The organism is Shigella sp. SIG6 (assembly GCF_053555815.1).
This window is the reverse complement of the sequence record NZ_JBQZXC010000002.1, coordinates 64,595-85,796: the sequence shown is the minus strand read 5'-3', so window position 1 is coordinate 85,796 and position 21,202 is coordinate 64,595. Positions and strand designations below refer to the sequence as shown.

Sequence of the window (21,202 nt, the reverse complement as noted above, 5' to 3'; positions counted from 1 at the left end):
GAGAGTTTTTATCAAATATGTGAATAATGCAGAAAATGGCATTTTGGACTTTTCACAGGGTCTGGTTGCGCAGGTATAGTAATACTTACAGCGTATTAAAGACGTTACGGGAAGGAGTAGGTATAGAATGTTTGGCTATCGCAGTAACGTGCCAAAAGTGCGCTTAACCACAGACCGACTGGTCGTGCGTCTGGTGCATGATCGTGATGCCTGGCGTCTGGCGGATTATTACGCAGAGAATCGCCATTTCCTCAAGCCCTGGGAGCCAGTGCGCGACGAAAGCCACTGTTATCCATCAGGCTGGCAGGCCAGGCTAGGGATGATTAACGAATTTCATAAACAAGGTTCAGCTTTCTACTTTGGCTTATTCGACCCGGACGAAAAAGAGATTATTGGCGTTGCCAATTTTTCCAATGTTGTTCGCGGCTCTTTTCATGCCTGCTATCTCGGTTATTCGATTGGGCAAAAATGGCAGGGCAAAGGACTCATGTTTGAAGCCCTGACCGCAGCCATTCGTTATATGCAGCGCACCCAACATATTCATCGCATTATGGCTAATTATATGCCGCACAATAAACGCAGCGGTGATTTACTGGCGCGACTGGGTTTTGAAAAAGAAGGCTATGCGAAAGACTATCTGTTGATTGATGGACAATGGCGCGATCACGTACTGACGGCATTAACTACCCCAGACTGGACGCCCGGCCGCTAAGGAGAATCTCATGAAATATCAACTTACTGCCCTGGAAGCTCGCGTAATTGGTTGCTTGCTGGAAAAGCAGGTGACCACGCCGGAGCAATACCCGCTCTCAGTCAATGGTGTAGTCACGGCCTGTAATCAGAAAATGAACCGTGAACCGGTCATGAATCTGAGTGAATCCGAAGTGCAGGAACAGCTGGATTATCTGGTCAAACGTCATTATCTACGCACAGTGAGCGGTTTTGGTAATCGGGTCACCAAATATGAGCAACGTTTTTGTAATTCAGAATTTGGCGATCTGAAACTGAGCGCCGCAGAAGTGGCGTTAATCACCACGTTGTTATTGCGTGGTGCCCAGACGCCGGGTGAACTGCGCAGCCGCGCCGCGCGAATGTATGAATTCAGCGATATGGCGGAAGTGGAGTCGACGCTGGAACAACTGGCGAATCGCGAAGATGGTCCTTTTGTGGTGCGTCTGGCCCGCGAACCGGGTAAACGCGAAAGCCGCTACATGCATCTTTTCAGTGGTGAGGTTGAAGATCAGCCGGCGGTAACGGCTATGTCGAACATGGTTGACGGTGATTTACAGACCCGCGTCGAAGCCCTGGAAATCGAAGTGGCAGAACTGAAACAACGTCTTGATTCGTTGCTGGCCCATCTGGGAGATTAAAGTGAAAAAATTACGTATCGGCGTAGTGGGATTAGGCGGCATTGCGCAAAAAGCGTGGTTACCGGTGCTGGCGGCAGCGTCTGACTGGACGTTACAAGGAGCCTGGTCGCCTACGCGCGCCAAAGCCCTGCCAATTTGTGACAGCTGGCGCATTCCTTATGCCGATTCGTTATCCAGCCTTGCCGCCAGTTGTGATGCGGTTTTTGTGCACTCCAGCACCGCCAGCCACTTTGACGTGGTCAGTACGTTACTCAATGCGGGGGTACATGTCTGTGTCGATAAACCGCTGGCAGAAAATCTGCGCGATGCTGAAAGGCTGGTGGAACTGGCGGCGCGGAAAAAACTGACGTTGATGGTCGGTTTTAACCGTCGTTTCGCACCACTCTACGGTGAGTTAAAAACGCAACTCGCCACCGCAGCCTCGCTAAGAATGGATAAACATCGTAGCAATAGCGTCGGGCCACACGATCTTTATTTCACGTTGCTGGATGATTATCTGCATGTGGTGGATACCGCGCTGTGGTTGTCGGGCGGCAAAGCCTCTCTGGATGGCGGTACGCTACTGACTAACGACGCTGGCGAAATGCTGTTTGCCGAGCACCATTTTTCGGCCGGTCCTTTGCAGATCACCACTTGTATGCATCGCCGTGCCGGAAGTCAGCGTGAAACCGTGCAGGCCGTGACTGACGGTGCGCTCATCGACATTACGGATATGCGCGAATGGCGTGAGGAGCGCGGGCAGGGTGTAGTGAATAAACCGATTCCTGGTTGGCAGAGCACTCTTGAGCAACGTGGATTTGTCGGCTGTGCGCGGCACTTCATTGAATACGTGCAAAATCAGACAATTCCGCAAACCGCCGGCGAATAGGCAGTGCTGGCGCAACGTATCGTTGACAAGATCTGGCGCGATGCGATGAGTGAATAAACCCTGTAACATCTGGCGGTAGCAATTCACCATAATCTAGGTAGACTATTCGCCTCTTTCAGCGCCTGCCTTGCAGGCGTTTTGCCCGTGGGTCCGGATTAGAACACCGATGAATTTATTAAAATCGCTGGCCGCCGTCAGCTCGATGACCATGTTTTCGCGTGTGCTTGGCTTCGCACGAGACGCAATTGTCGCCAGAATCTTTGGCGCAGGGATGGCAACCGACGCCTTTTTCGTCGCTTTTAAACTTCCTAACTTGTTACGCCGTATCTTTGCCGAAGGGGCATTTTCCCAGGCATTTGTACCGATTCTGGCGGAATATAAAAGTAAGCAGGGTGAAGACGCCACGCGGGTCTTTGTCTCTTATGTTTCTGGCCTGCTGACACTTGCGCTGGCGGTTGTGACGGTCGCTGGCATGCTCGCCGCACCGTGGGTGATCATGGTGACCGCGCCAGGCTTCGCTGACACAGCTGACAAATTTGCCCTGACCAGCCAGCTACTAAAGATTACCTTTCCCTATATCTTGCTGATCTCCCTGGCGTCGCTGGTGGGAGCGATTCTGAATACGTGGAACCGCTTCTCGATTCCGGCGTTTGCGCCAACACTGCTTAACATCAGCATGATTGGTTTCGCGCTGTTTGCCGCACCGTACTTTAACCCACCGGTGCTGGCGCTGGCGTGGGCTGTTACGGTCGGCGGCATCCTGCAGCTGGTGTATCAGCTACCGCACCTGAAGAAGATCGGCATGCTGGTCCTGCCGCGCATTAACTTCCACGATGCTGGAGCAATGCGCGTGGTGAAACAGATGGGACCGGCGATCCTTGGCGTCTCTGTGAGCCAGATCTCCTTAATCATCAACACCATTTTTGCCTCGTTTCTTGCTTCCGGTTCGGTGTCTTGGATGTATTACGCCGACCGCTTAATGGAGTTTCCCTCCGGTGTGCTGGGCGTGGCGCTTGGCACCATTTTGCTGCCGTCGCTGTCGAAAAGTTTTGCCAGTGGCAATCATGATGAATACAACCGTTTGATGGACTGGGGGTTGCGTCTTTGTTTCCTGTTGGCACTGCCGAGTGCGGTTGCGTTGGGCATTCTTTCAGGTCCGTTAACCGTTTCGCTGTTCCAGTACGGTAAATTTACCGCGTTTGATGCGCTGATGACCCAGCGGGCGTTAATTGCCTACTCGGTGGGTTTGATTGGCCTGATTGTAGTGAAAGTGTTGGCTCCTGGCTTTTATTCCCGGCAGGACATTAAAACGCCAGTGAAAATTGCCATCGTTACGCTGATTTTAACGCAATTGATGAACCTGGCGTTTATTGGTCCGTTGAAACATGCCGGGCTGTCACTTTCTATTGGTCTGGCGGCGTGTCTGAATGCTTCGCTGCTTTACTGGCAGTTGCGTAAGCAGAAAATCTTTACTCCGCAACCCGGCTGGATGGCGTTTCTGTTGCGTCTGGTGGTGGCGGTACTGGTGATGTCTGGCGTGCTTTTAGGTATGTTACATATCATGCCGGAGTGGTCATTGGGTACCATGCCCTGGCGCTTACTGCGTTTAATGGCGGTCGTGCTGGCGGGGATTGCCGCGTACTTCGCTGCACTGGCGGTACTGGGCTTCAAAGTTAAAGAATTTGCCCGCCGGACGGTGTAACAATGCATTCCGGCCTGCAGTGCAGGCCGGAGATAATATTCAGATCGAAATCTTTTTACTGCCGCGATGGGGTGTTGAGGTCTGACCGTTCGCCCCATATAGCGTCGGTTCCTGATGCGGTTTCAACATTTCCAGCGCCTGTTGATTGCGCTCAATCTGTCCTTCCAGTAACCAGCCGTTATGTTGATTCATTTGGCGTAGTTGCTGCGTTTTCACAGTAATTTCCTGCCAGCGTTGACTAATATCAACGCTATTTGCTGTATTGGGTTCTTTCTTGCGTAACTGTTCGAGGTAATCCAGCGTCGCCAGCAGTGAGCTTTTTTGTTCTGTAATCCATTGCAACTGGCTGCCGTTGATCTGCCCCATAGAGATATGTTGCTGCTCTTGAACCATTACCGTTTTGAGATCGTTAAGCACAGCGGACATCTGGTCGAGGATCTCTGCAAGACGTGTCATACGATCAGTTACTCTGCAAGTCTTGCTGCGCTTCGTTGATCAGCGCATCGGCAATTTTGCCGGTGTCCATTTTTAGTTCACCGTTACGAATCGTCAGTTTTAACGCTTCGACACGTTCAAGATTGATATCACTGCTGCCGGGTTGCATCAGTTTTGCTTGCGCGTCGCTTAACGTCACACTGGTGCTGGTGGAGGCGGTTGTTTTTGCCGCCCGGTTGTTCGTTACCGGCGCGTCAGTGGTTTCGCGCGGTTGAACGGTGCTTACAGGCTTCAGAGGCGAAGTGCGATCAATACTCATGGTTTATTCCTCATTGAGGGCGCTTTTATCATGTGTTGCTTATTTATCGGCAAGGGACGGGTAATCTTTAACAGCTTACAGGTTTATAAGAATATTCCCATCTGCATCAACAACGCCGCTGACTACCTGTCCCGATACCATGCGCACCCGCGCATTCTGTGCGACGGCTGCATTGTTCAGCGCCTGACCTTCTGCGTTGGCGCTAAACCCATCACCGCTGGCGATCACATTGACGCGTTGTCCCGCTTTTACCCGCCATGCCTGGCGAAACTGGGTTAACTGGATAGGTTGATCGGGTGATAGATCGCGCAGGCTAACGGCATCAACAAGTTGATTGATATCCAGCACCGTACGCGGTGGCAGGGTATCCAGGCGTCCACGTTTCAGTTTGACATTGTCAGCTTCCAGCTTTCCTCCCCGCACAATAGGCATCGCGGCAACCACATAATTTCCTGTGGCCTGCACATTAACCTGTAAATATCGTTTGTCGTTACCGCAGCGTGCCAACACATTCACATTGCCCCACAGGCGGGAATTATTGCTCATCGAAAGCAATGGCTGCTCGCATGGCGGTAGTAGATTGGGCGCTGTACGAATAGAAACACGAACCTCATCACTTACCCCCGCGAGTTGGGCGCTAAAAAAGTTGTGCAATTGCGATGTGAGATTGCTCGCCGTACTTAACGGACTGAACAGTATCGCGATGATCGCCACGCTACGTTTTATTGTCAGCATTTTCGCCCCCAGCCATTTCTACAACGTGAATTGTACCTGTCCGCAATGACCATCAACGGCATAAATAGCGACCCATTTTGCGTTTATTCCGCCGATAACGCGCGCGTAAAGGCATTTAAGCTGATGGCAGAATTTTGATACCTGCGGAGGAGATATGCTCGATAAGCTCGACGCCGCCTTACGTTTTCAACAAGAGGCGCTCAATCTGCGCGCCCAGCGTCAGGAAGTGCTGGCAGCAAACATCGCCAATGCCGATACCCCTGGTTATCAGGCGCGCGATATCGATTTTGCCAGTGAACTTAAAAAAGTCATGCAACGTGGACGGGATGCAACCAGTGTGGTTGCACTGACGATGACCTCAACGCAACACATCCCGGCGCAGGCGCTGACGCCTCCTACCGCAGAACTGCAATACCGTATTCCGGACCAGCCTTCGCTTGACGGTAATACCGTCGATATGGATCGCGAACGCACCCAGTTTGCCGATAACAGCCTGCAATACCAGATGAGCCTTAGCGCGTTGAGCGGGCAAATCAAAGGCATGATGAACGTTTTACAGAGCGGAAATTAACGGATGGCACTGCTGAATATTTTTGATATCGCCGGGTCGGCGTTAACTGCCCAGTCCCAGCGCCTGAACGTGGCGGCCAGTAATCTGGCAAATGCTGATAGCGTGACCGGTCCTGATGGACAGCCATATCGGGCAAAACAGGTGGTATTCCAGGTTAACGCTGCACCAGGTGCTGCGACAGGCGGCGTAAAGGTTGCCGATGTTAAGAAAGTCAGGCCCCGGACAAACTGGTTTATGAACCAGGTAATCCGCTGGCAGATGCAAAGGGCTACGTAAAAATGCCGAACGTTGATGTCGTCGGGGAGATGGTTAACACCATGTCGGCGTCACGCAGCTATCAGGCCAATGTTGAAGTGCTCAACACGGTGAAAAGCATGATGCTGAAAACCCTTACGCTCGGTCAATAAAGGAGAAAGCTATGTCCATTGCGGTAACCACCACCGATCCGACAAATACCGGCGTCAGTACCACCAGCAGTAGTTCGCTCACGGGCAGCAACGCCGCAGATTTACAAAGCAGTTTTCTGACTTTGCTGGTGGCGCAGCTGAAAAACCAGGACCCGACCAATCCAATGGAAAACAACGAGCTGACGTCGCAATTGGCACAAATCAGCACGGTCAGCGGGATTGAAAAACTCAATACCACGCTCGGATCTATTTCCGGACAGATTGATAACAGCCAGTCGTTACAGGCCAGTAACCTGATCGGTCACGGCGTGATGATCCCCGGCACAACTGTTCTTGCGGGAACCGGCAGTGAAGAAGGGGCTGTGACCACGACCACGCCGTTTGGTGTTGAGCTGCAACAGGCGGCAGACAAAGTTACGGCCACCATCACCGATAAAAATGGCGCGGTTGTGCGCACCATTGATATTGGTGAACTGACCGCCGGAGTTCACAGTTTCACCTGGGACGGTACGTTGACTGATGGCAGCACTGCGCCGAACGGTTCTTACAATGTAGCGATTAGCGCCAGTAACGGTGGTACACAACTGGTTGCCCAGCCGCTGCAGTTTGCTCTGGTGCAGGGTGTGATCCGCGGCAACAGCGGTAATACGCTGGATCTCGGCACTTACGGCACCACCACCCTCGACGAAGTACGGCAGATAATTTAAGCCTTCACATTTCAGGAGTCAGTCATGGCCTTTTCTCAAGCGGTTAGCGGATTAAACGCTGCCGCCACCAACCTCGATGTTATTGGCAACAATATCGCCAACTCCGCCACCTACGGCTTTAAATCAGGCACGGCCTCTTTTGCCGATATGTTTGCCGGTTCGAAAGTGGGACTGGGGGTAAAAGTTGCCGGTATCACTCAGGACTTTACCGATGGCACGACCACCAACACCGGGCGAGGTCTGGACGTTGCTATCAGCCAGAACGGTTTTTTCCGTCTGGTAGACAGCAATGGTTCGGTGTTCTACAGCCGTAACGGACAATTTATGCTGGATGAAAACCGTAACCTGTTGAATATGCAAGGTTTACAGCTGACGGGTTACCCGGCAACCGGTACGCCGCCGACTATTCAGCAAGGGGCGAATCCGACCAATATTTCGATCCCGAATACCCTGATGGCAGCGAAAACTACCACCACGGCGTCGATGCAGATCAACCTGAATTCCAGTGATCCGCTTCCTACTGTTACGCCATTCAGCGCCAGCAATGCGGATAGCTATAACAAAAAAGGTTCGGTGACTGTTTTCGACAGTCAGGGTAATGCTCATGACATGAGCGTCTATTTTGTGAAGACCGGGGATAATAACTGGCAGGTCTACACCCAGGATAGCAGTGATCCAAACAGCATTGCGAAGACAGCGACAACACTGGAATTTAATGCTAATGGCACATTAGTGGATGGTGCGATGGCGAATAATATCGCAACCGGCGCAATTAACGGTGCAGAACCCGCCACGTTTAGTCTGAGCTTCCTCAACTCCATGCAGCAAAATACCGGCGCTAACAACATTGTGGCAACCACCCAGAATGGCTACAAACCGGGCGATCTGGTGAGTTATCAAATCAATGATGACGGTACGGTTGTCGGCAACTATTCCAACGAACAAACCCAACTGCTGGGGCAGATTGTACTGGCGAACTTTGCCAACAACGAAGGTCTGGCATCCGAAGGCGACAACGTCTGGTCTGCGACGCAATCTTCTGGCGTGGCGCTGTTGGGGACAGCCGGGACGGGAAACTTTGGCACCCTGACCAACGGTGCGCTGGAAGCGTCCAACGTCGATCTCAGTAAAGAACTGGTCAATATGATCGTTGCCCAGCGTAACTATCAGTCTAACGCCCAGACCATCAAAACCCAGGACCAGATCCTCAACACGCTGGTTAACTTACGCTAATCGCTGACGGGATAGCTCAATGGATCACGCAATTTATACTGCGATGGGAGCAGCCAGCCAGACGCTGAATCAACAGGCGGTAACCGCCAGTAATCTGGCCAATGCCTCTACGCCCGGTTTTCGCGCGCAGTTAAACGCCTTGCGCGCAGTGCCGGTGGAAGGGCTTTCACTGCCCACGCGCACGCTGGTAACGGCGTCAACACCGGGTGCAGACATGACGCCCGGCAAGATGGATTACACCTCGCGCCCGCTGGACGTTGCGTTGCAGCAGGATGGCTGGCCGTGCAGACCGCTGACGGCAGCGAAGGGTATACGCGTAATGGCAGCATTCAGGTTGATCCCACCGGGCAACTGACAATTCAGGGGCATCCGGTGATAGGCGAGGCGCGGCCAATTGCTGTGCCGGAAGGGGCGGAAATCACGATTGCTGCCGATGGCACAATCTCGGCGCTCAATCCGGGCGATCCGGCAAATACAGTTGCGCCAGTAGGGCGTCTGAAACTGGTGAAAGCCACGGGCAGCGAAGTGCAGCGCGGTGACGACGGCATTTTTCGTTTAAGCGCAGAAACCCAGGCCACGCGAGGGCCGGTACTGCAGGCAGATCCAACCTTGCGTGTGATGTCGGGGGTTCTGGAAGGCAGTAACGTCAATGCCGTTGCGGCAATGAGCGACATGATTGCCAGCGCGCGGCGTTTTGAAATGCAGATGAAGGTGATCAGCAGCGTCGATGATAACGCAGGCCGTGCCAACCAACTGCTGTCGATGAGTTAATTGAACGATTGATGACATTGCAATAAAAGCGCGCGAACTATTCCCTCGCCCCTTTGGGGAGAGGGTTAGGGTGAGGGGAAATTCACACTGTCGCGTGCTTCTGCTCTGCTTGTCAGCAATCCACTACAGGACATTATATGATCAGTTCATTATGGATCGCCAAAACGGGCCTTGACGCCCAGCAAACCAATATGGACGTCATTGCCAACAACCTGGCAAACGTCAGTACTAACGGTTTTAAGCGTCAGCGCGCGGTGTTTGAAGATCTGCTTTATCAAACCATTCGCCAGCCGGGGGCACAGTCTTCCGAACAAACCACCTTACCCTCCGGATTACAAATCGGCACGGGGGTACGCCCGGTCGCCACTGAACGCTTACACAGCCAGGGCAATCTGTCGCAGACCAATAACAGCAAAGATGTCGCGATTAAAGGGCAGGGCTTTTTCCAGGTAATGTTGCCAGATGGCTCATCAGCCTATACCCGTGACGGCTCTTTCCAGGTGGATCAGAACGGGCAGCTGGTGACGGCTGGTGGTTTTCAGGTGCAGCCAGCGATCACCATTCCGGCGAATGCGTTAAGTATCACCATCGGTCGTGATGGCGTGGTCAGCGTAACCCAACAAGGCCAGGCAGCTCCGGTTCAGGTTGGGCAGCTCAATCTCACCACCTTTATGAATGATACCGGACTGGAGAGCATTGGCGAAAACCTCTACACCGAAACGCAATCCTCCAGTGCACCGAACGAAAGCACGCCGGGCCTGAACGGCGCGGGACTGCTGTATCAAGGGTATGTTGAAACGTCTAACGTCAACGTGGCGGAAGAACTGGTCAATATGATTCAGGTGCAACGCGCTTACGAAATCAACAGTAAAGCGGTGTCCACCACCGATCAGATGCTGCAAAAACTGACGCAACTCTAAGGCATAACCGGTGGCAGGTTCACCGGTTTACTGATTTTTGAAGATGATAGCCATGCAAAAAAACGCTGCGCATACTTATGCCATTTCCAGCTTGTTGGTGCTTTCACTAACCGGCTGCGCCTGGATACCCTCCACGCCGCTGGTGCAGGGGGCGACCAGTGCACAACCGGTTCCCGGTCCGACGCCCGTCGCCAACGGTTCTATTTTCCAGTCTGCTCAGCCGATTAACTATGGCTATCAACCGCTGTTTGAAGATCGTCGACCACGCAATATTGGCGATACGCTGACCATCGTGTTGCAGGAGAACGTCAGCGCCAGCAAAAGCTCCTCTGCGAATGCCAGCCGTGACGGTAAAACTAATTTTGGCTTTGATACTGTGCCGCGCTATTTGCAGGGGCTGTTTGGTAACGCTCGTGCCGATGTCGAAGCCTCCGGTGGTAACACGTTCAACGGAAAGGGCGGGGCCAATGCCAGCAATACCTTTAGCGGCACGTTGACGGTGACGGTTGACCAGGTACTGGTCAACGGCAACCTGCATGTGGTGGGTGAAAAACAGATTGCCATTAATCAGGGTACCGAATTTATTCGCTTCTCGGGCGTGGTTAATTCACGCACTATCAGCGGCAGCAATACCGTACCGTCTACTCAGGTGGCGGATGCGCGTATTGAATACGTAGGCAATGGCTACATTAACGAAGCGCAAAATATGGGCTGGTTGCAGCGTTTCTTCCTTAACCTGTCGCCAATGTAAGTGAGGCTGTGGTGATTAAATTTCTCTCTGCATTAATTCTTCTACTGGTTACGACGGCGGCTCAGGCTGAGCGTATTCGCGATCTCACCAGTGTTCAGGGGGTAAGGCAAAACTCACTGATTGGCTATGGCCTGGTAGTGGGGCTGGATGGCACTGGTGACCAGACAACCCAGACGCCGTTTACCACACAAACGCTTAATAACATGCTCTCACTGCTGGGAATTACCGTTCCGACGGGCACCAATATGCAGCTAAAAAACGTCGCTGCGGTAATGGTGACAGCGTCACTTCCTCCGTTTGGACGTCAGGGGCAAACCATCGATGTGGTGGTTTCTTCCATGGGTAATGCCAAAAGCTTGCGTGGAGGTACGTTGTTGATGACACCGCTTAAGGGCGTTGACAGTCAGGTGTATGCGCTGGCGCAGGGCAATATTCTGGTTGGCGGCGCAGGAGCCTCCGCGGGCGGTAGCAGTGTTCAGGTTAACCAACTGAACGGTGGACGGATCACCAATGGTGCGGTTATTGAACGTGAATTGCCCAGCCAGTTTGGCGTCGGGAATACCCTTAATTTGCAACTTAACGACGAAGATTTCAGCATGGCGCAGCAAATCGCTGACACCATCAACCGCGTGCGTGGATATGGCAGCGCCACCGCGTTAGATGCGCGGACTATTCAGGTGCGCGTACCAAGTGGCAACAGTTCCCAGGTCCGTTTCCTTGCCGATATCCAGAATATGCAGGTTAATGTCACTCCGCAGGACGCTAAAGTAGTGATTAACTCGCGCACCGGTTCGGTGGTGATGAATCGCGAAGTGACCCTCGACAGCTGCGCGGTAGCGCAGGGAAATCTCTCAGTAACAGTTAATCGTCAGGCCAATGTCAGCCAGCCAGATACACCGTTTGGTGGTGGACAGACTGTTGTTACTCCACAAACGCAGATCGATTTACGCCAGAGCGGCGGTTCGCTGCAAAGCGTACGTTCCAGCGTCAGCCTCAATAACGTGGTGCGTGCGCTCAATGCGCTGGGCGCTACGCCGATGGATCTGATGTCTATTTTGCAATCAATGCAAAGTGCGGGATGTCTGCGGGCAAAACTGGAAATCATCTGATGATCAGCGACAGCAAACTACTGGCAAGTGCGGCCTGGGATGCGCAATCACTCAACGAACTAAAGGCGAAAGCGAGCGAAGATCAGGCGGCAAATATCCGTCCGGTGGCCCGTCAGGTGGAAGGGATGTTCGTGCAGATGATGTTGAAAAGCATGCGCGACGCTTTACCAAAAGATGGCCTGTTCAGCAGCGAGCACACTCGTCTGTATACCAGTATGTATGACCAGCAAATTGCCCAACAGATGACGGCGGGCAAAGGTCTGGGGCTTGCAGAGATGATGGTTAAACAGATGACGCCAGAACAACCATTGCCAGAGGAGTCCACGCCAGCAGCACCGATGAAATTCCCGCTCGAAACCGTGGTGCGTTATCAAAACCAGACGCTTTCGCAGCTGGTGCAAAAGGCCGTACCACGTAACTACGATGATTCGCTGCCGGGTGACAGTAGAGCATTCCTCGCGCAACTCTCGCTGCCCGCCCAACTGGCAAGCCAGCAAAGCGGTGTGCCACATCATTTGATCCTCGCTCAGGCTGCGCTTGAATCTGGTTGGGGGCAACGGCAAATCCGCCGCGAAAACGGCGAGCCAAGCTATAACCTGTTTGGTGTCAAAGCCTCTGGCAACTGGAAAGGGCAAGTCACTGAAATCACCACGACTGAATATGAAAACGGCGAAGCGAAGAAAGTAAAAGCGAAGTTTCGGGTCTACAGCTCGTATCTGGAAGCATTGTCGGATTACGTTGGGCTGTTAACACGTAACCCGCGCTACGCCGCCGTGACGACCGCCGCGAGTGCGGAACAGGGGGCGCAGGTCCTACAGGACGCGGGCTATGCTACCGATCCTCACTATGCCCGTAAACTCACCAACATGATCCAGCAGATGAAATCGATAAGCGACAAGGTGAGCAAAACCTACAGCATGAACATTGATAATCTGTTCTGAATAACTCAAGTCCGGCGGGTCGCTGCCGATAATACTCTGTAATTGAAGGCTTATAAGGAACCTCCATGTCCAGCTTGATCAATAACGCCATGAGCGGACTGAACGCGGCCCAGGCGGCGTTAAATACGGCAAGTAATAATATCTCCAGCTATAACGTTGCCGGATATACCCGCCAAACCACTATTATGGCGCAGGCCAATAGCACGTTGGGCGCTGGCGGCTGGGTTGGCAATGGCGTCTACGTTTCTGGTGTGCAGCGTGAGTATGATACGTTTATTACCAACCAGTTACGTGCTGCGCAGACGCAAAGTAGCGGCCTGACCGCCCGCTATGAGCAGATGTCGAAAATCGACAATATGCTCTCCACCAGTACCTCTTCGCTGGCAACACAGATGCAGGATTTCTTCACCAGCCTGCAAACGCTGGTGAGTAACGCGGAAGACCCGGCGGCGCGCCAGGCGCTGATTGGGAAATCAGAAGGGTTGGTGAATCAGTTTAAAACCACCGATCAATATCTGCGCGACCAGGACAAACAGGTCAATATCGCGATAGGTGCCAGCGTTGATCAGATCAACAATTACGCTAAACAAATTGCCAGCCTGAACGATCAAATCTCGCGCCTGACAGGCGTGGGGGCAGGGGCGTCACCTAACAATCTGCTGGATCAACGCGATCAACTGGTGAGCGAATTAAACCAGATTGTTGGCGTAGAAGTCAGCGTTCAGGATGGCGGTACTTATAACATCACGATGCCAATGGTTACTCACTGGTTCAGGGAAGTACGGCGCGGCAACTGGCGGCAGTTCCTTCCAGCGCCGACCCTTCTCGTACGACTGTCGCTTACGTTGATGGGACGGCAGGCAATATTGAGATCCCGGAGAAATTACTGAATACCGAGTCGCTGGGCGGCATTCTGACATTCCGTTCTCAGGATCTGGACCAGACGCGTAATACGCTTGGACAACTGGCGCTGGCATTTGCCGAGGCTTTCAACAGCCAACACAAAGCCGGATTTGATGCTAACGGCGATGCTGGTGAAGATTTCTTTACTATCGGTAAGCCCGCGGTTCTGCAAAACACGAAAAACAAAGGTGACGTTGCGATCGGTGCCACGGTAACTGATGCCTCCGTGGTACTGGCGACAGATTACAAAATCTCGTTCGATAATAATCAGTGGCAGGTCACCCGCCTTGCCAGCAATACCACTTTTACGGCGACACCAGATGCCAACGGTAAAGTGGCATTTGATGGTCTGGAGTTGACGTTTACAGGAACGCCTGCCGTTAACGACAGCTTCACGCTGAAACCAGTAAGTGACGCCATCGTCAACATGGATGTATTAATCACCGACGAAGCGAAAATCGCGATGGCGAGCGAAGAAGATGCGGGTGATAGCGACAACCGCAACGGTCAGGCCCTGCTGGATCTGCAAAGCAACAGTAAAACGGTGGGCGGTGCGAAATCCTTTAACGACGCTTATGCCTCGTTAGTGAGTGATATCGGTAATAAAACCGCGACATTGAAAACCAGTAGCACCACGCAAGGTAATGTGGTGACGCAGCTTTCCAATCAGCAGCAGTCGATTTCCGGTGTCAATCTCGATGAGGAGTACGGAAATCTGCAACGTTTTCAGCAGTATTACCTGGCGAATGCGCAGGTTCTGCAGACGGCAAACGCGATTTTTGATGCGCTGATTAACATTCGCTAAGGGGAGATAAAATGCGTTTCAGTACCCAGATGATGTACCAGCAAAACATGCGCGGCATCACCAATTCTCAGGCAGAATGGATGAAGTACGGCGAGCAGATGTCGACGGGTAAGCGAGTCGTTAACCCTTCAGACGATCCCATTGCTGCATCACAAGCTGTTGTTCTCTCCCAGGCACAGGCGCAAAACAGCCAGTACACGCTGGCACGTACTTTCGCCACTCAAAAAGTGTCACTGGAAGAGAGTGTACTTAGCCAGGTCACAACTGCTATCCAGAATGCTCAGGAAAAAATTGTCTACGCCAGCAATGGCACCTTGAGTGACGATGACCGGGCCTCGCTGGCTACGGATATTCAGGGGCTTCGTGACCAGTTGCTGAATCTGGCGAACACCACTGACGGTAATGGGCGCTACATTTTTGCCGGTTATAAAACAGAGACTGCGCCGTTTAGTGAGGCTAACGGTGATTATGTCGGCGGAACAGAAAGTATTAAGCAACAGGTCGATGCTTCGCGTTCGATGGTGATAGGACATACGGGCGACAAAATTTTCGACAGTATTACCAGTAACGCGGTAGCGGAACCAGACGGTAGCGCTTCTGAAACCAATCTTTTTGCCATGCTGGATAGCGCCATCGCAGCCCTGAAAACGCCGGTCGCGGATAGCGAAGCGGATAAAGAAATCGCCGCTGCGGCATTGGATAAAACCAACCGAGGACTGAAAAACTCGCTGAATAATGTCCTTACCGTTCGCGCGGAATTAGGTACGCAGCTGAACAAACTGGAGTCGCTGGATTCCTTAGGTAGCGATCGCGCTTTAGGGCAAACGCAGCAGATGAGCGATCTGGTTGATGTGGACTGGAATGCAACTATTTCATCTTACATCATGCAGCAAACGGCATTGCAGGCATCGTATAAAGCATTTACCGATATGCAGGGATTGTCGCTCTTCCAGCTCAACAAATAAGCTCGCTTTAAAACATATCATGAAACTGGGTATGTTTTGTCTGCCCGCTCTGGGATCGCCGGGGCGGGCATTTTTTTTGCCTATTTTGCATTGTTGGTTAGCAAGGATGCCATTTGATGAATTTTAATATGTTGATTCAAACATGAAATAAAAAAGCCCTGGCAGTTACCAGGGCTTGATTACTTTGAGCTAATTATTACTCAACAGGTTGCGGACGCGCAGGAGCGGCAGAGGCATGATGCGTTGCCGTATGACCACCTGCGGCACCTTTACCTTCGAAGGCAAAAGTAGGGCGCTGCCAGTCACTGTGACGCGGTGCCTCCGGAACATATTCCGGTGCCGGAGCGCGCGTCATTGGCGCGGTAGCGTGGTTATGCTCAACGGTGATCTCTGGTTCAACCGCGGCTACCGTTTCAACTTCTGCTGCGACTTCAGCGACGACTGGCGCGGCAGGTTGAGCAACAACTTCAGGTTCAGCAACCACAACCTCAGCAGTTTCGGCAACTTCTTCAATATCTGCCGTCTCTTCCTGCGGTTCAACCACCGGTTCTGCGTGTTCTGCGACTTCCTGGGCTACGGCAACATCAGACTCGGTAATCACCTGCGGCTGTTCAGTTACCGCGGCGGCAATCACTTCAGGATGCGTCGTTTCAACCACTTCCGGTTGCGGTTCGGCAACCGGTACGGGGGCTTCTACGACTTCAGCCATTTCTTCAACAACTGGCGCGCTAACAACAGGTTCGACAGCGGCGGCGACAGGGACCTCAGTCACCATCGGCTGCACTTGTACTTCTTCCTGTTCGCGCTGCTCTTCAACTTGTACATCTTGCGGACGTACAATTGGATAGCGGATCCAGACTTTGCCAGAGGCCAGTTCCGGAGACGCGCACGCTACGGTCAACGGCATTGGCGACTGGGTTGGATAACGCTCGTCACGATAGCGACGACGACGCTGACCACTCACGCGCAGGTGACGAGGCGAGCGGCGAGAACGACGCGGCATGCCACCGTTGTCACGGTTATCAGCATTGTTCTCTTCTTGCTGTTCTGGTGCAGTTTGCGCTACGACTGGCAGCGGGACTTTCACCAGTTCTGTGCGTGGAGCTGGAGCTTCCTGAACAATTGGTTCGGCAGCGGCAGTTTCTTCAACCACCGGTGCGACTACCGCTTCTTCGGCTACGCTTTGCTCGTAACGCACTTTCTGATTGAGCTGACGCTGTTTACGACGCGGCTGAACCGGACGTACACGTTCTTCCTGTTCGGTTTCCTGAACAGATTGCTCTTCAACATTCAGCGCCTTCGCTTCTTGTTGCGCCTGACGTTTATCATCGTTACGGCGGCGGCTACGTTCACGACGCGGCGCTTGCTGCTCGTCGGTGGTACGTGCTTTTTCCGTTACCTCAGCCTGCTGACGGCTCTCACGCGTCTCGGCAGTTCGCTGCTGTGCCTGGCGACGATTACGACGGTTTTCTTCGCGATTATCGCTGCCTTCAGTACGTTCACTACGGGTGTCGCGGCGCTCATTACGGTCACGGCGGTTGCTCTGACGAGGTTTGCGACGATCCTGTTGACGTTCCGGTTTCGCTTCTGCTTTCGGTGTTGGTTGCTCGGTCGGTTTGGCTTCTTCACCACCGCTGAACAGCGCTTTCAGTGCGCCGAAGAAGCGGCTTAACAGCCCAGGTTGTGCAGGAGCTGCTGGTGTTGCCGTTGCAGCTTTCGGTGCTGGGGCTACGACAGTCGCGGCAGGTTCAGCTGGGGTTGGCGCTGGCGGCACATCCGGCATGGCAAAGGTTGCCAGTGCAGGTTGTTCAGGACGCTTACGTTCAGCGAACTCTTCTTCAGACGGCAGCGCCATCGCTTCTTCATGCAGCTTCGGCAGCATGTAGCTTAAGGTCGGCGTTTCTTCCCCTTTGCGCACGCGCAACACGTGGTAGTGCGGGGTTTCCATCTGATCGTTTGGCACAATCACGCAGCGAACACCGTCCTGACGCGTTTCAATCGCATTCACCGCAGAACGTTTTTCATTCAGCAGATAAGAAGCGATTGGCACAGGAACAATGGCGTGAACTTCCTGGGTGTTCTCTTTCAGCGCTTCTTCTTCGATCAAACGCAGAATAGAGAGCGACAGCGATTCGTTGTCACGCACGGTACCGGTACCGGAGCAGCGCGGGCAGACGTGATGGCTGGATTCACCCAGTGATGGGCTCAGGCGCTGGCGGGACATTTCCAGCAGGCCAAAGCGAGAAATATGGCTGATTTGAATACGCGCACGGTCCTGACGCACCGCTTCACGCAGACGGTTTTCTACCGCACGCTGGTGGCGTACTGGCGTCATGTCGATGAAGTCGATAACAATCAGGCCGCCGAGGTCACGCAGGCGCAGCTGACGAGCAATCTCATCGGCGGCTTCGAGGTTGGTGTTAAACGCAGTTTCTTCGATATCGCCGCCGCGGGTCGCGCGTGCGGAGTTGATGTCGATGGCTGTTAACGCTTCGGTGCTGTCGATAACAATGGAACCACCGGATGGCAGACGGACTTCACGCTGGAAGGCGGACTCGATCTGCGACTCGATCTGGTAGTGGCTGAACAGCGGGATCTCGCCGGTGTACAGTTTGATTTTGCTGCTGAAATCCGGGCGACCTAATGCAGCGATATGCTGACGTGCCAGTTCGAGGACTTTCGGGTTATCGATAAGGATTTCGCCGATATCCTGACGTAAATAATCGCGGAAGGCGCGAACGATTACGTTGCTCTCCTGATGAATCAGGAACGGAGCCGGGCGGCTTTCAGCGGCTTTTTTGATGGCTTCCCAGTGTTTCAGGCGGAAGCTTAAATCCCATTGCAGCGCCTCAGCAGATTTGCCTACGCCAGCGGTGCGCACGATAAGCCCCATGCCTTCCGGCAGTTCAAGGCTTGCCAGTGCTTCTTTTAATTCGGTACGGTCATCGCCTTCGATACGGCGAGAAATGCCACCTGCGCGCGGGTTATTTGGCATCAGAACCAGATAGCTACCCGCCAGACTGATAAAGGTGGTTAATGCCGCGCCTTTGTTGCCGCGCTCTTCTTTATCGATCTGAACAATGACTTCCTGACCTTCACGCAACACATCTTTAATGTTGGGACGACCATGAGCACTGTAGTTAGCAGGGAAATATTCGCGGGCAATTTCTTTTAGTGGGAGGAAACCGTGACGTTCAGCGCCGTAATCAACAAAAGCAGCTTCCAGACTCGGTTCAATGCGGGTGATTTTACCTTTGTAGATGTTTGCCTTTTTCTGCTCGTGCCCTGGACTTTCGATATCCAGGTCATACAGACGCTGCCCATCTACAAGGGCAACGCGCAACTCTTCCTGCTGAGTTGCGTTGATTAACATTCTTTTCATCGTAACTTACTCATTATTCTTACATTGACGACTAAGCTGCGGGCAAAGTAACGCCTTTCCGGGTGTGAACCGATGGCCTCGTGTCTAGTCGCGTCGCCAACCTCACGGTTATCGTCAGCTCAAAGAGGCGCAGAGTGTCGGTTGCCCGTTTTTCATGCGGAAAAACAGCGCAATTATCAAAGAAACAGACTGGGTATTACTCTCCAGAAATATTTCCATCTACCGGTAAGGACTGCAACCCGCAGCCCGCTAACTGCCTGAAAGATCAATACGTCTTACGCCATTGCTGCGTGGATGATCGGTCGGGCAAAATGGGTTATTCCGTAAAATTTCTTGTTTTAACAAGGATGGACACGGAAACGGCCTCATTATTCCACTGCAAGCCTTGTTATAGCAAGATGACTTTTACCATTTATCACCCGCTTACTCACAGTTTTTTCACTTCTTGCTGGTGATTGGTTTAATAACCATCAATAAAGTGATCACGTAGTGAAGTAATAAGGTGCAAAACTAAATATAAGCATAGAAAAATGAGTGGCGCGAATCCTGTTGGCTAATTAGAATCGCCCACCATGAAAACAGAGACTCCATCCGTAAAAATTGTTGCTATCACCGCTGACGAAGCGGGGCAACGTATCGATAACTTTTTGCGTACCCAATTGAAAGGCGTACCAAAAAGTATGATTTACCGTATTTTGCGTAAAGGTGAAGTGCGGGTGAACAAAAAACGTATTAAGCCTGAATATAAACTCGAAGCGGGTGATGAGGTGCGTATCCCACCGGTTCGCGTTGCTGAGCGGGAAGAAGAGGCGGTTTCGCCACATCTGCAAAAGGTGGCGGCGCTGGCGGACGTCATCTTATATGAAGATGATCATATCCTGGTGCTGAATAAACCTTCCGGTACGGCGGTACATGGCGGCAGTGGTTTAAGCTTCGGCGTTATCGAAGGTTTGCGGGCGTTGCGCCCGGAAGCGCGGTTCCTTGAACTGGTTCATCGTCTCGACCGGGACACTTCAGGTGTGTTGCTGGTAGCGAAAAAACGCTCGGCGTTGCGTTCTCTGCATGAGCAATTACGTGAAAAAGGAATGCAAAAAGATTACCTGGCGCTGGTGCGCGGTCAGTGGCAGTCGCATGTGAAGAGCGTTCAAGCGCCGTTATTGAAAAATATTCTGCAAAGCGGCGAACGTATCGTGCGTGTCAGTCAGGAAGGCAAACCGTCGGAAACACGCTTTAAAGTGGAAGAACGCTATGCATTTGCCACCCTGGTGCGTTGTAGCCCGGTAACCGGACGTACTCATCAGATCCGTGTGCATACACAGTATGCGGGTCATCCGATTGCCTTTGACGATCGCTACGGTGACCGTGAATTTGACAGACAGCTCACTGAAGCAGGCACGGGATTAAATCGTCTGTTCCTGCACGCCGCAGCGTTGAAGTTTACCCATCCGGGGACCGGTGAGGTGATGCGTATCGAAGCGCCGATGGATGAAGGTTTGAAGCGTTGTTTGCAAAAGCTGCGTAACGCGCGCTAATACAAGCATATAAGCCTGATAATGGGCGGTTGGCCTGATAAGGCGTTTACGCCGCATCAGGCCGCCTGCACCGATTGCCGGATGCGACGTAACCGCATCCGGCGCAAACAACTATCCCATCAGCGGGTTTTTCCCTTCCCGACGTAACATCTGACACAGCGCGATTAGCGGTAAACCAACCAGCGTGTTAGGGTCACGTCCCTCTAAACGCTCAAACAGCGTAATGCCAAATCCTTCACTCTTAAAGCTACCCGCGCAGTGCAGGGGATGCTCCTTACGCACGTAATTATCAATCTCCGCCTCGCTTAGGTGACGGAAATGGACGTCAAAAGGCTCCACTTCTGTTTGTAGATGCCCATTCGCCGAATTAAACAACGCCAGTCCAGTATAGAAGGTGACGATATTGCCGCTGGCTTTGCGTAATTGCAGACGGGCATTTTCTTCCGTTAACGGTTTACCGGTGATTTCGCCATCAAGAACACATACCTGGTCTGAACCAATAATTAAATGATCCGGATAACGTGACGCCAGAGATTGCGCTTTTTCTTGTGCCAGTCGAAGCACCAACTGTCGCGGTGATTCGTCGCTGCGTGGGGTTTCGTCGACCTCAGGTGCTGCACATTCAAAAGAGATTTGCAGTTTTTCCAGAAGAGCGCGACGCCATGGCGAGGTGGAGGCTAAAATAAGTTTAGGCATATTTTTTTCCATCAGATATAGCGTATTGATGATAGCCATTTTAAACTATGCGCTTCGTTTTGCAGGTTGATGTTCGTTAT

At 52.6% G+C, this 21,202-nt stretch carries 18 protein-coding genes and 4 pseudogenes; 17 read left to right on the top strand and 5 right to left on the bottom strand.

Features of this window, described 5'->3' with window-relative positions; translation table 11 throughout:
• Positions 1-127: 127 nt before the first annotated feature.
• The 4 genes from rimJ (at position 128) to murJ (ending at position 3,940) form a co-directional block, all read left to right on the top strand.
• Positions 128-712, top strand: a complete 585-nt coding sequence (gene rimJ, locus ACUU1M_RS00955) for a ribosomal protein S5-alanine N-acetyltransferase (protein ID WP_000468186.1) — start codon at positions 128-130, stop codon at positions 710-712.
• Positions 713-722: 10 nt separating this feature from the next.
• Positions 723-1,370, top strand: a complete 648-nt coding sequence (locus ACUU1M_RS00950) for a YceH family protein (RefSeq protein WP_000877088.1) — start codon at positions 723-725, stop codon at positions 1,368-1,370.
• A gap of 1 nt (position 1,371) precedes the next feature.
• Positions 1,372-2,238: a Gfo/Idh/MocA family protein gene (locus ACUU1M_RS00945; RefSeq protein WP_449144636.1), complete on the top strand. Its 867-nt coding sequence runs from the start codon at positions 1,372-1,374 to the stop codon at positions 2,236-2,238.
• Between the two features lie 166 nt (positions 2,239-2,404).
• A complete protein-coding gene (murJ, locus tag ACUU1M_RS00940) occupies positions 2,405-3,940 on the top strand; it encodes a murein biosynthesis integral membrane protein MurJ (RefSeq protein WP_001050672.1) in 1,536 nt (511 codons plus the stop codon).
• 39 nt (positions 3,941-3,979) lie between these two features.
• Here the strand turns inward: murJ and flgN are convergent, their stop codons facing one another.
• The 3 genes from flgN to flgA form a co-directional block, all read right to left on the bottom strand.
• Positions 3,980-4,396: a flagella biosynthesis chaperone FlgN gene (gene flgN / locus ACUU1M_RS00935; RefSeq protein WP_000197368.1), complete on the bottom strand. Its 417-nt coding sequence runs from the start codon at positions 4,394-4,396 to the stop codon at positions 3,980-3,982.
• Positions 4,397-4,400: 4 nt separating this feature from the next.
• The gene (gene flgM, locus ACUU1M_RS00930) at positions 4,401-4,694 is read right to left on the bottom strand and encodes a flagellar biosynthesis anti-sigma factor FlgM (RefSeq protein WP_000020877.1); all 294 of its coding nucleotides are present in this window, start codon (positions 4,692-4,694) and stop codon (positions 4,401-4,403) included.
• 75 nt (positions 4,695-4,769) lie between these two features.
• Positions 4,770-5,429, bottom strand: coding sequence for a flagellar basal body P-ring formation chaperone FlgA (gene flgA, locus ACUU1M_RS00925; RefSeq protein ID WP_000955718.1), 660 nt, complete (start codon positions 5,427-5,429; stop codon positions 4,770-4,772).
• 154 nt (positions 5,430-5,583) lie between these two features.
• On the opposite strand from flgA, the gene flgB reads away from it, so the two are divergent.
• The 12 genes and pseudogenes from flgB (at position 5,584) to flgL (ending at position 15,512) form a co-directional block, all read left to right on the top strand.
• Positions 5,584-6,000: a flagellar basal body rod protein FlgB gene (gene flgB / locus ACUU1M_RS00920; RefSeq protein WP_000884702.1), complete on the top strand. Its 417-nt coding sequence runs from the start codon at positions 5,584-5,586 to the stop codon at positions 5,998-6,000.
• A gap of 3 nt (positions 6,001-6,003) precedes the next feature.
• Positions 6,004-6,407: pseudogene (gene flgC / locus ACUU1M_RS00915) on the top strand (flagellar basal body rod protein FlgC).
• Between the two features lie 11 nt (positions 6,408-6,418).
• Positions 6,419-7,114, top strand: coding sequence for a flagellar hook assembly protein FlgD (gene flgD, locus ACUU1M_RS00910; protein WP_000020486.1), 696 nt, complete (start codon positions 6,419-6,421; stop codon positions 7,112-7,114).
• A 24-nt stretch (positions 7,115-7,138) separates the two neighbouring features.
• The gene (flgE, locus tag ACUU1M_RS00905) at positions 7,139-8,347 is read left to right on the top strand and encodes a flagellar hook protein FlgE (protein WP_199882169.1); all 1,209 of its coding nucleotides are present in this window, start codon (positions 7,139-7,141) and stop codon (positions 8,345-8,347) included.
• A gap of 19 nt (positions 8,348-8,366) precedes the next feature.
• Positions 8,367-8,429: pseudogene (locus tag ACUU1M_RS00900) on the top strand (hypothetical protein); the annotation flags it as partial.
• Positions 8,430-8,530: 101 nt separating this feature from the next.
• Positions 8,531-9,118: pseudogene (gene flgF, locus ACUU1M_RS00895) on the top strand (flagellar basal body rod protein FlgF); the annotation flags it as partial.
• Between the two features lie 137 nt (positions 9,119-9,255).
• Positions 9,256-10,038, top strand: a complete 783-nt coding sequence (gene flgG, locus ACUU1M_RS00890) for a flagellar basal-body rod protein FlgG (RefSeq protein WP_152028836.1) — start codon at positions 9,256-9,258, stop codon at positions 10,036-10,038.
• Between the two features lie 52 nt (positions 10,039-10,090).
• Complete coding sequence (locus ACUU1M_RS00885; RefSeq protein WP_005074362.1) at positions 10,091-10,789, top strand: flagellar basal body L-ring protein FlgH; 699 nt, start codon at positions 10,091-10,093, stop codon at positions 10,787-10,789.
• 11 nt (positions 10,790-10,800) lie between these two features.
• Positions 10,801-11,898 carry a flagellar basal body P-ring protein FlgI gene (gene flgI, locus ACUU1M_RS00880; RefSeq protein ID WP_000589301.1) on the top strand — a complete coding sequence of 366 codons (1,098 nt, stop codon included), beginning with the start codon at positions 10,801-10,803 and terminating at the stop codon, positions 11,896-11,898.
• Positions 11,898-12,839, top strand: a complete 942-nt coding sequence (flgJ, locus tag ACUU1M_RS00875; protein ID WP_005074364.1) for a flagellar assembly peptidoglycan hydrolase FlgJ — start codon at positions 11,898-11,900, stop codon at positions 12,837-12,839. Before flgI ends, flgJ begins: the two co-directional genes overlap by 1 nt.
• Before the next feature lie 65 nt (positions 12,840-12,904).
• Positions 12,905-14,547: pseudogene (gene flgK, locus ACUU1M_RS00870) on the top strand (flagellar hook-associated protein FlgK).
• An 11-nt stretch (positions 14,548-14,558) separates the two neighbouring features.
• A complete protein-coding gene (flgL, locus tag ACUU1M_RS00865) occupies positions 14,559-15,512 on the top strand; it encodes a flagellar hook-associated protein FlgL (protein ID WP_001212771.1) in 954 nt (317 codons plus the stop codon).
• 196 nt (positions 15,513-15,708) lie between these two features.
• Here the strand turns inward: flgL and rne are convergent, their stop codons facing one another.
• Positions 15,709-18,894 (bottom strand): ribonuclease E, encoded by a 3,186-nt coding sequence (rne, locus tag ACUU1M_RS00860; RefSeq protein ID WP_000827426.1) that lies wholly within the window; start codon positions 18,892-18,894, stop codon positions 15,709-15,711.
• 572 nt (positions 18,895-19,466) lie between these two features.
• On the opposite strand from rne, the gene rluC reads away from it, so the two are divergent.
• Positions 19,467-20,426: a 23S rRNA pseudouridine(955/2504/2580) synthase RluC gene (gene rluC / locus ACUU1M_RS00855; protein WP_000846343.1), complete on the top strand. Its 960-nt coding sequence runs from the start codon at positions 19,467-19,469 to the stop codon at positions 20,424-20,426.
• 111 nt (positions 20,427-20,537) lie between these two features.
• On the opposite strand, the gene yceF is transcribed toward rluC, so the two are convergent.
• Positions 20,538-21,122 (bottom strand): 7-methyl-GTP pyrophosphatase, encoded by a 585-nt coding sequence (yceF, locus tag ACUU1M_RS00850; protein WP_001125202.1) that lies wholly within the window; start codon positions 21,120-21,122, stop codon positions 20,538-20,540.
• Positions 21,123-21,202: the final 80 nt, after the last annotated feature.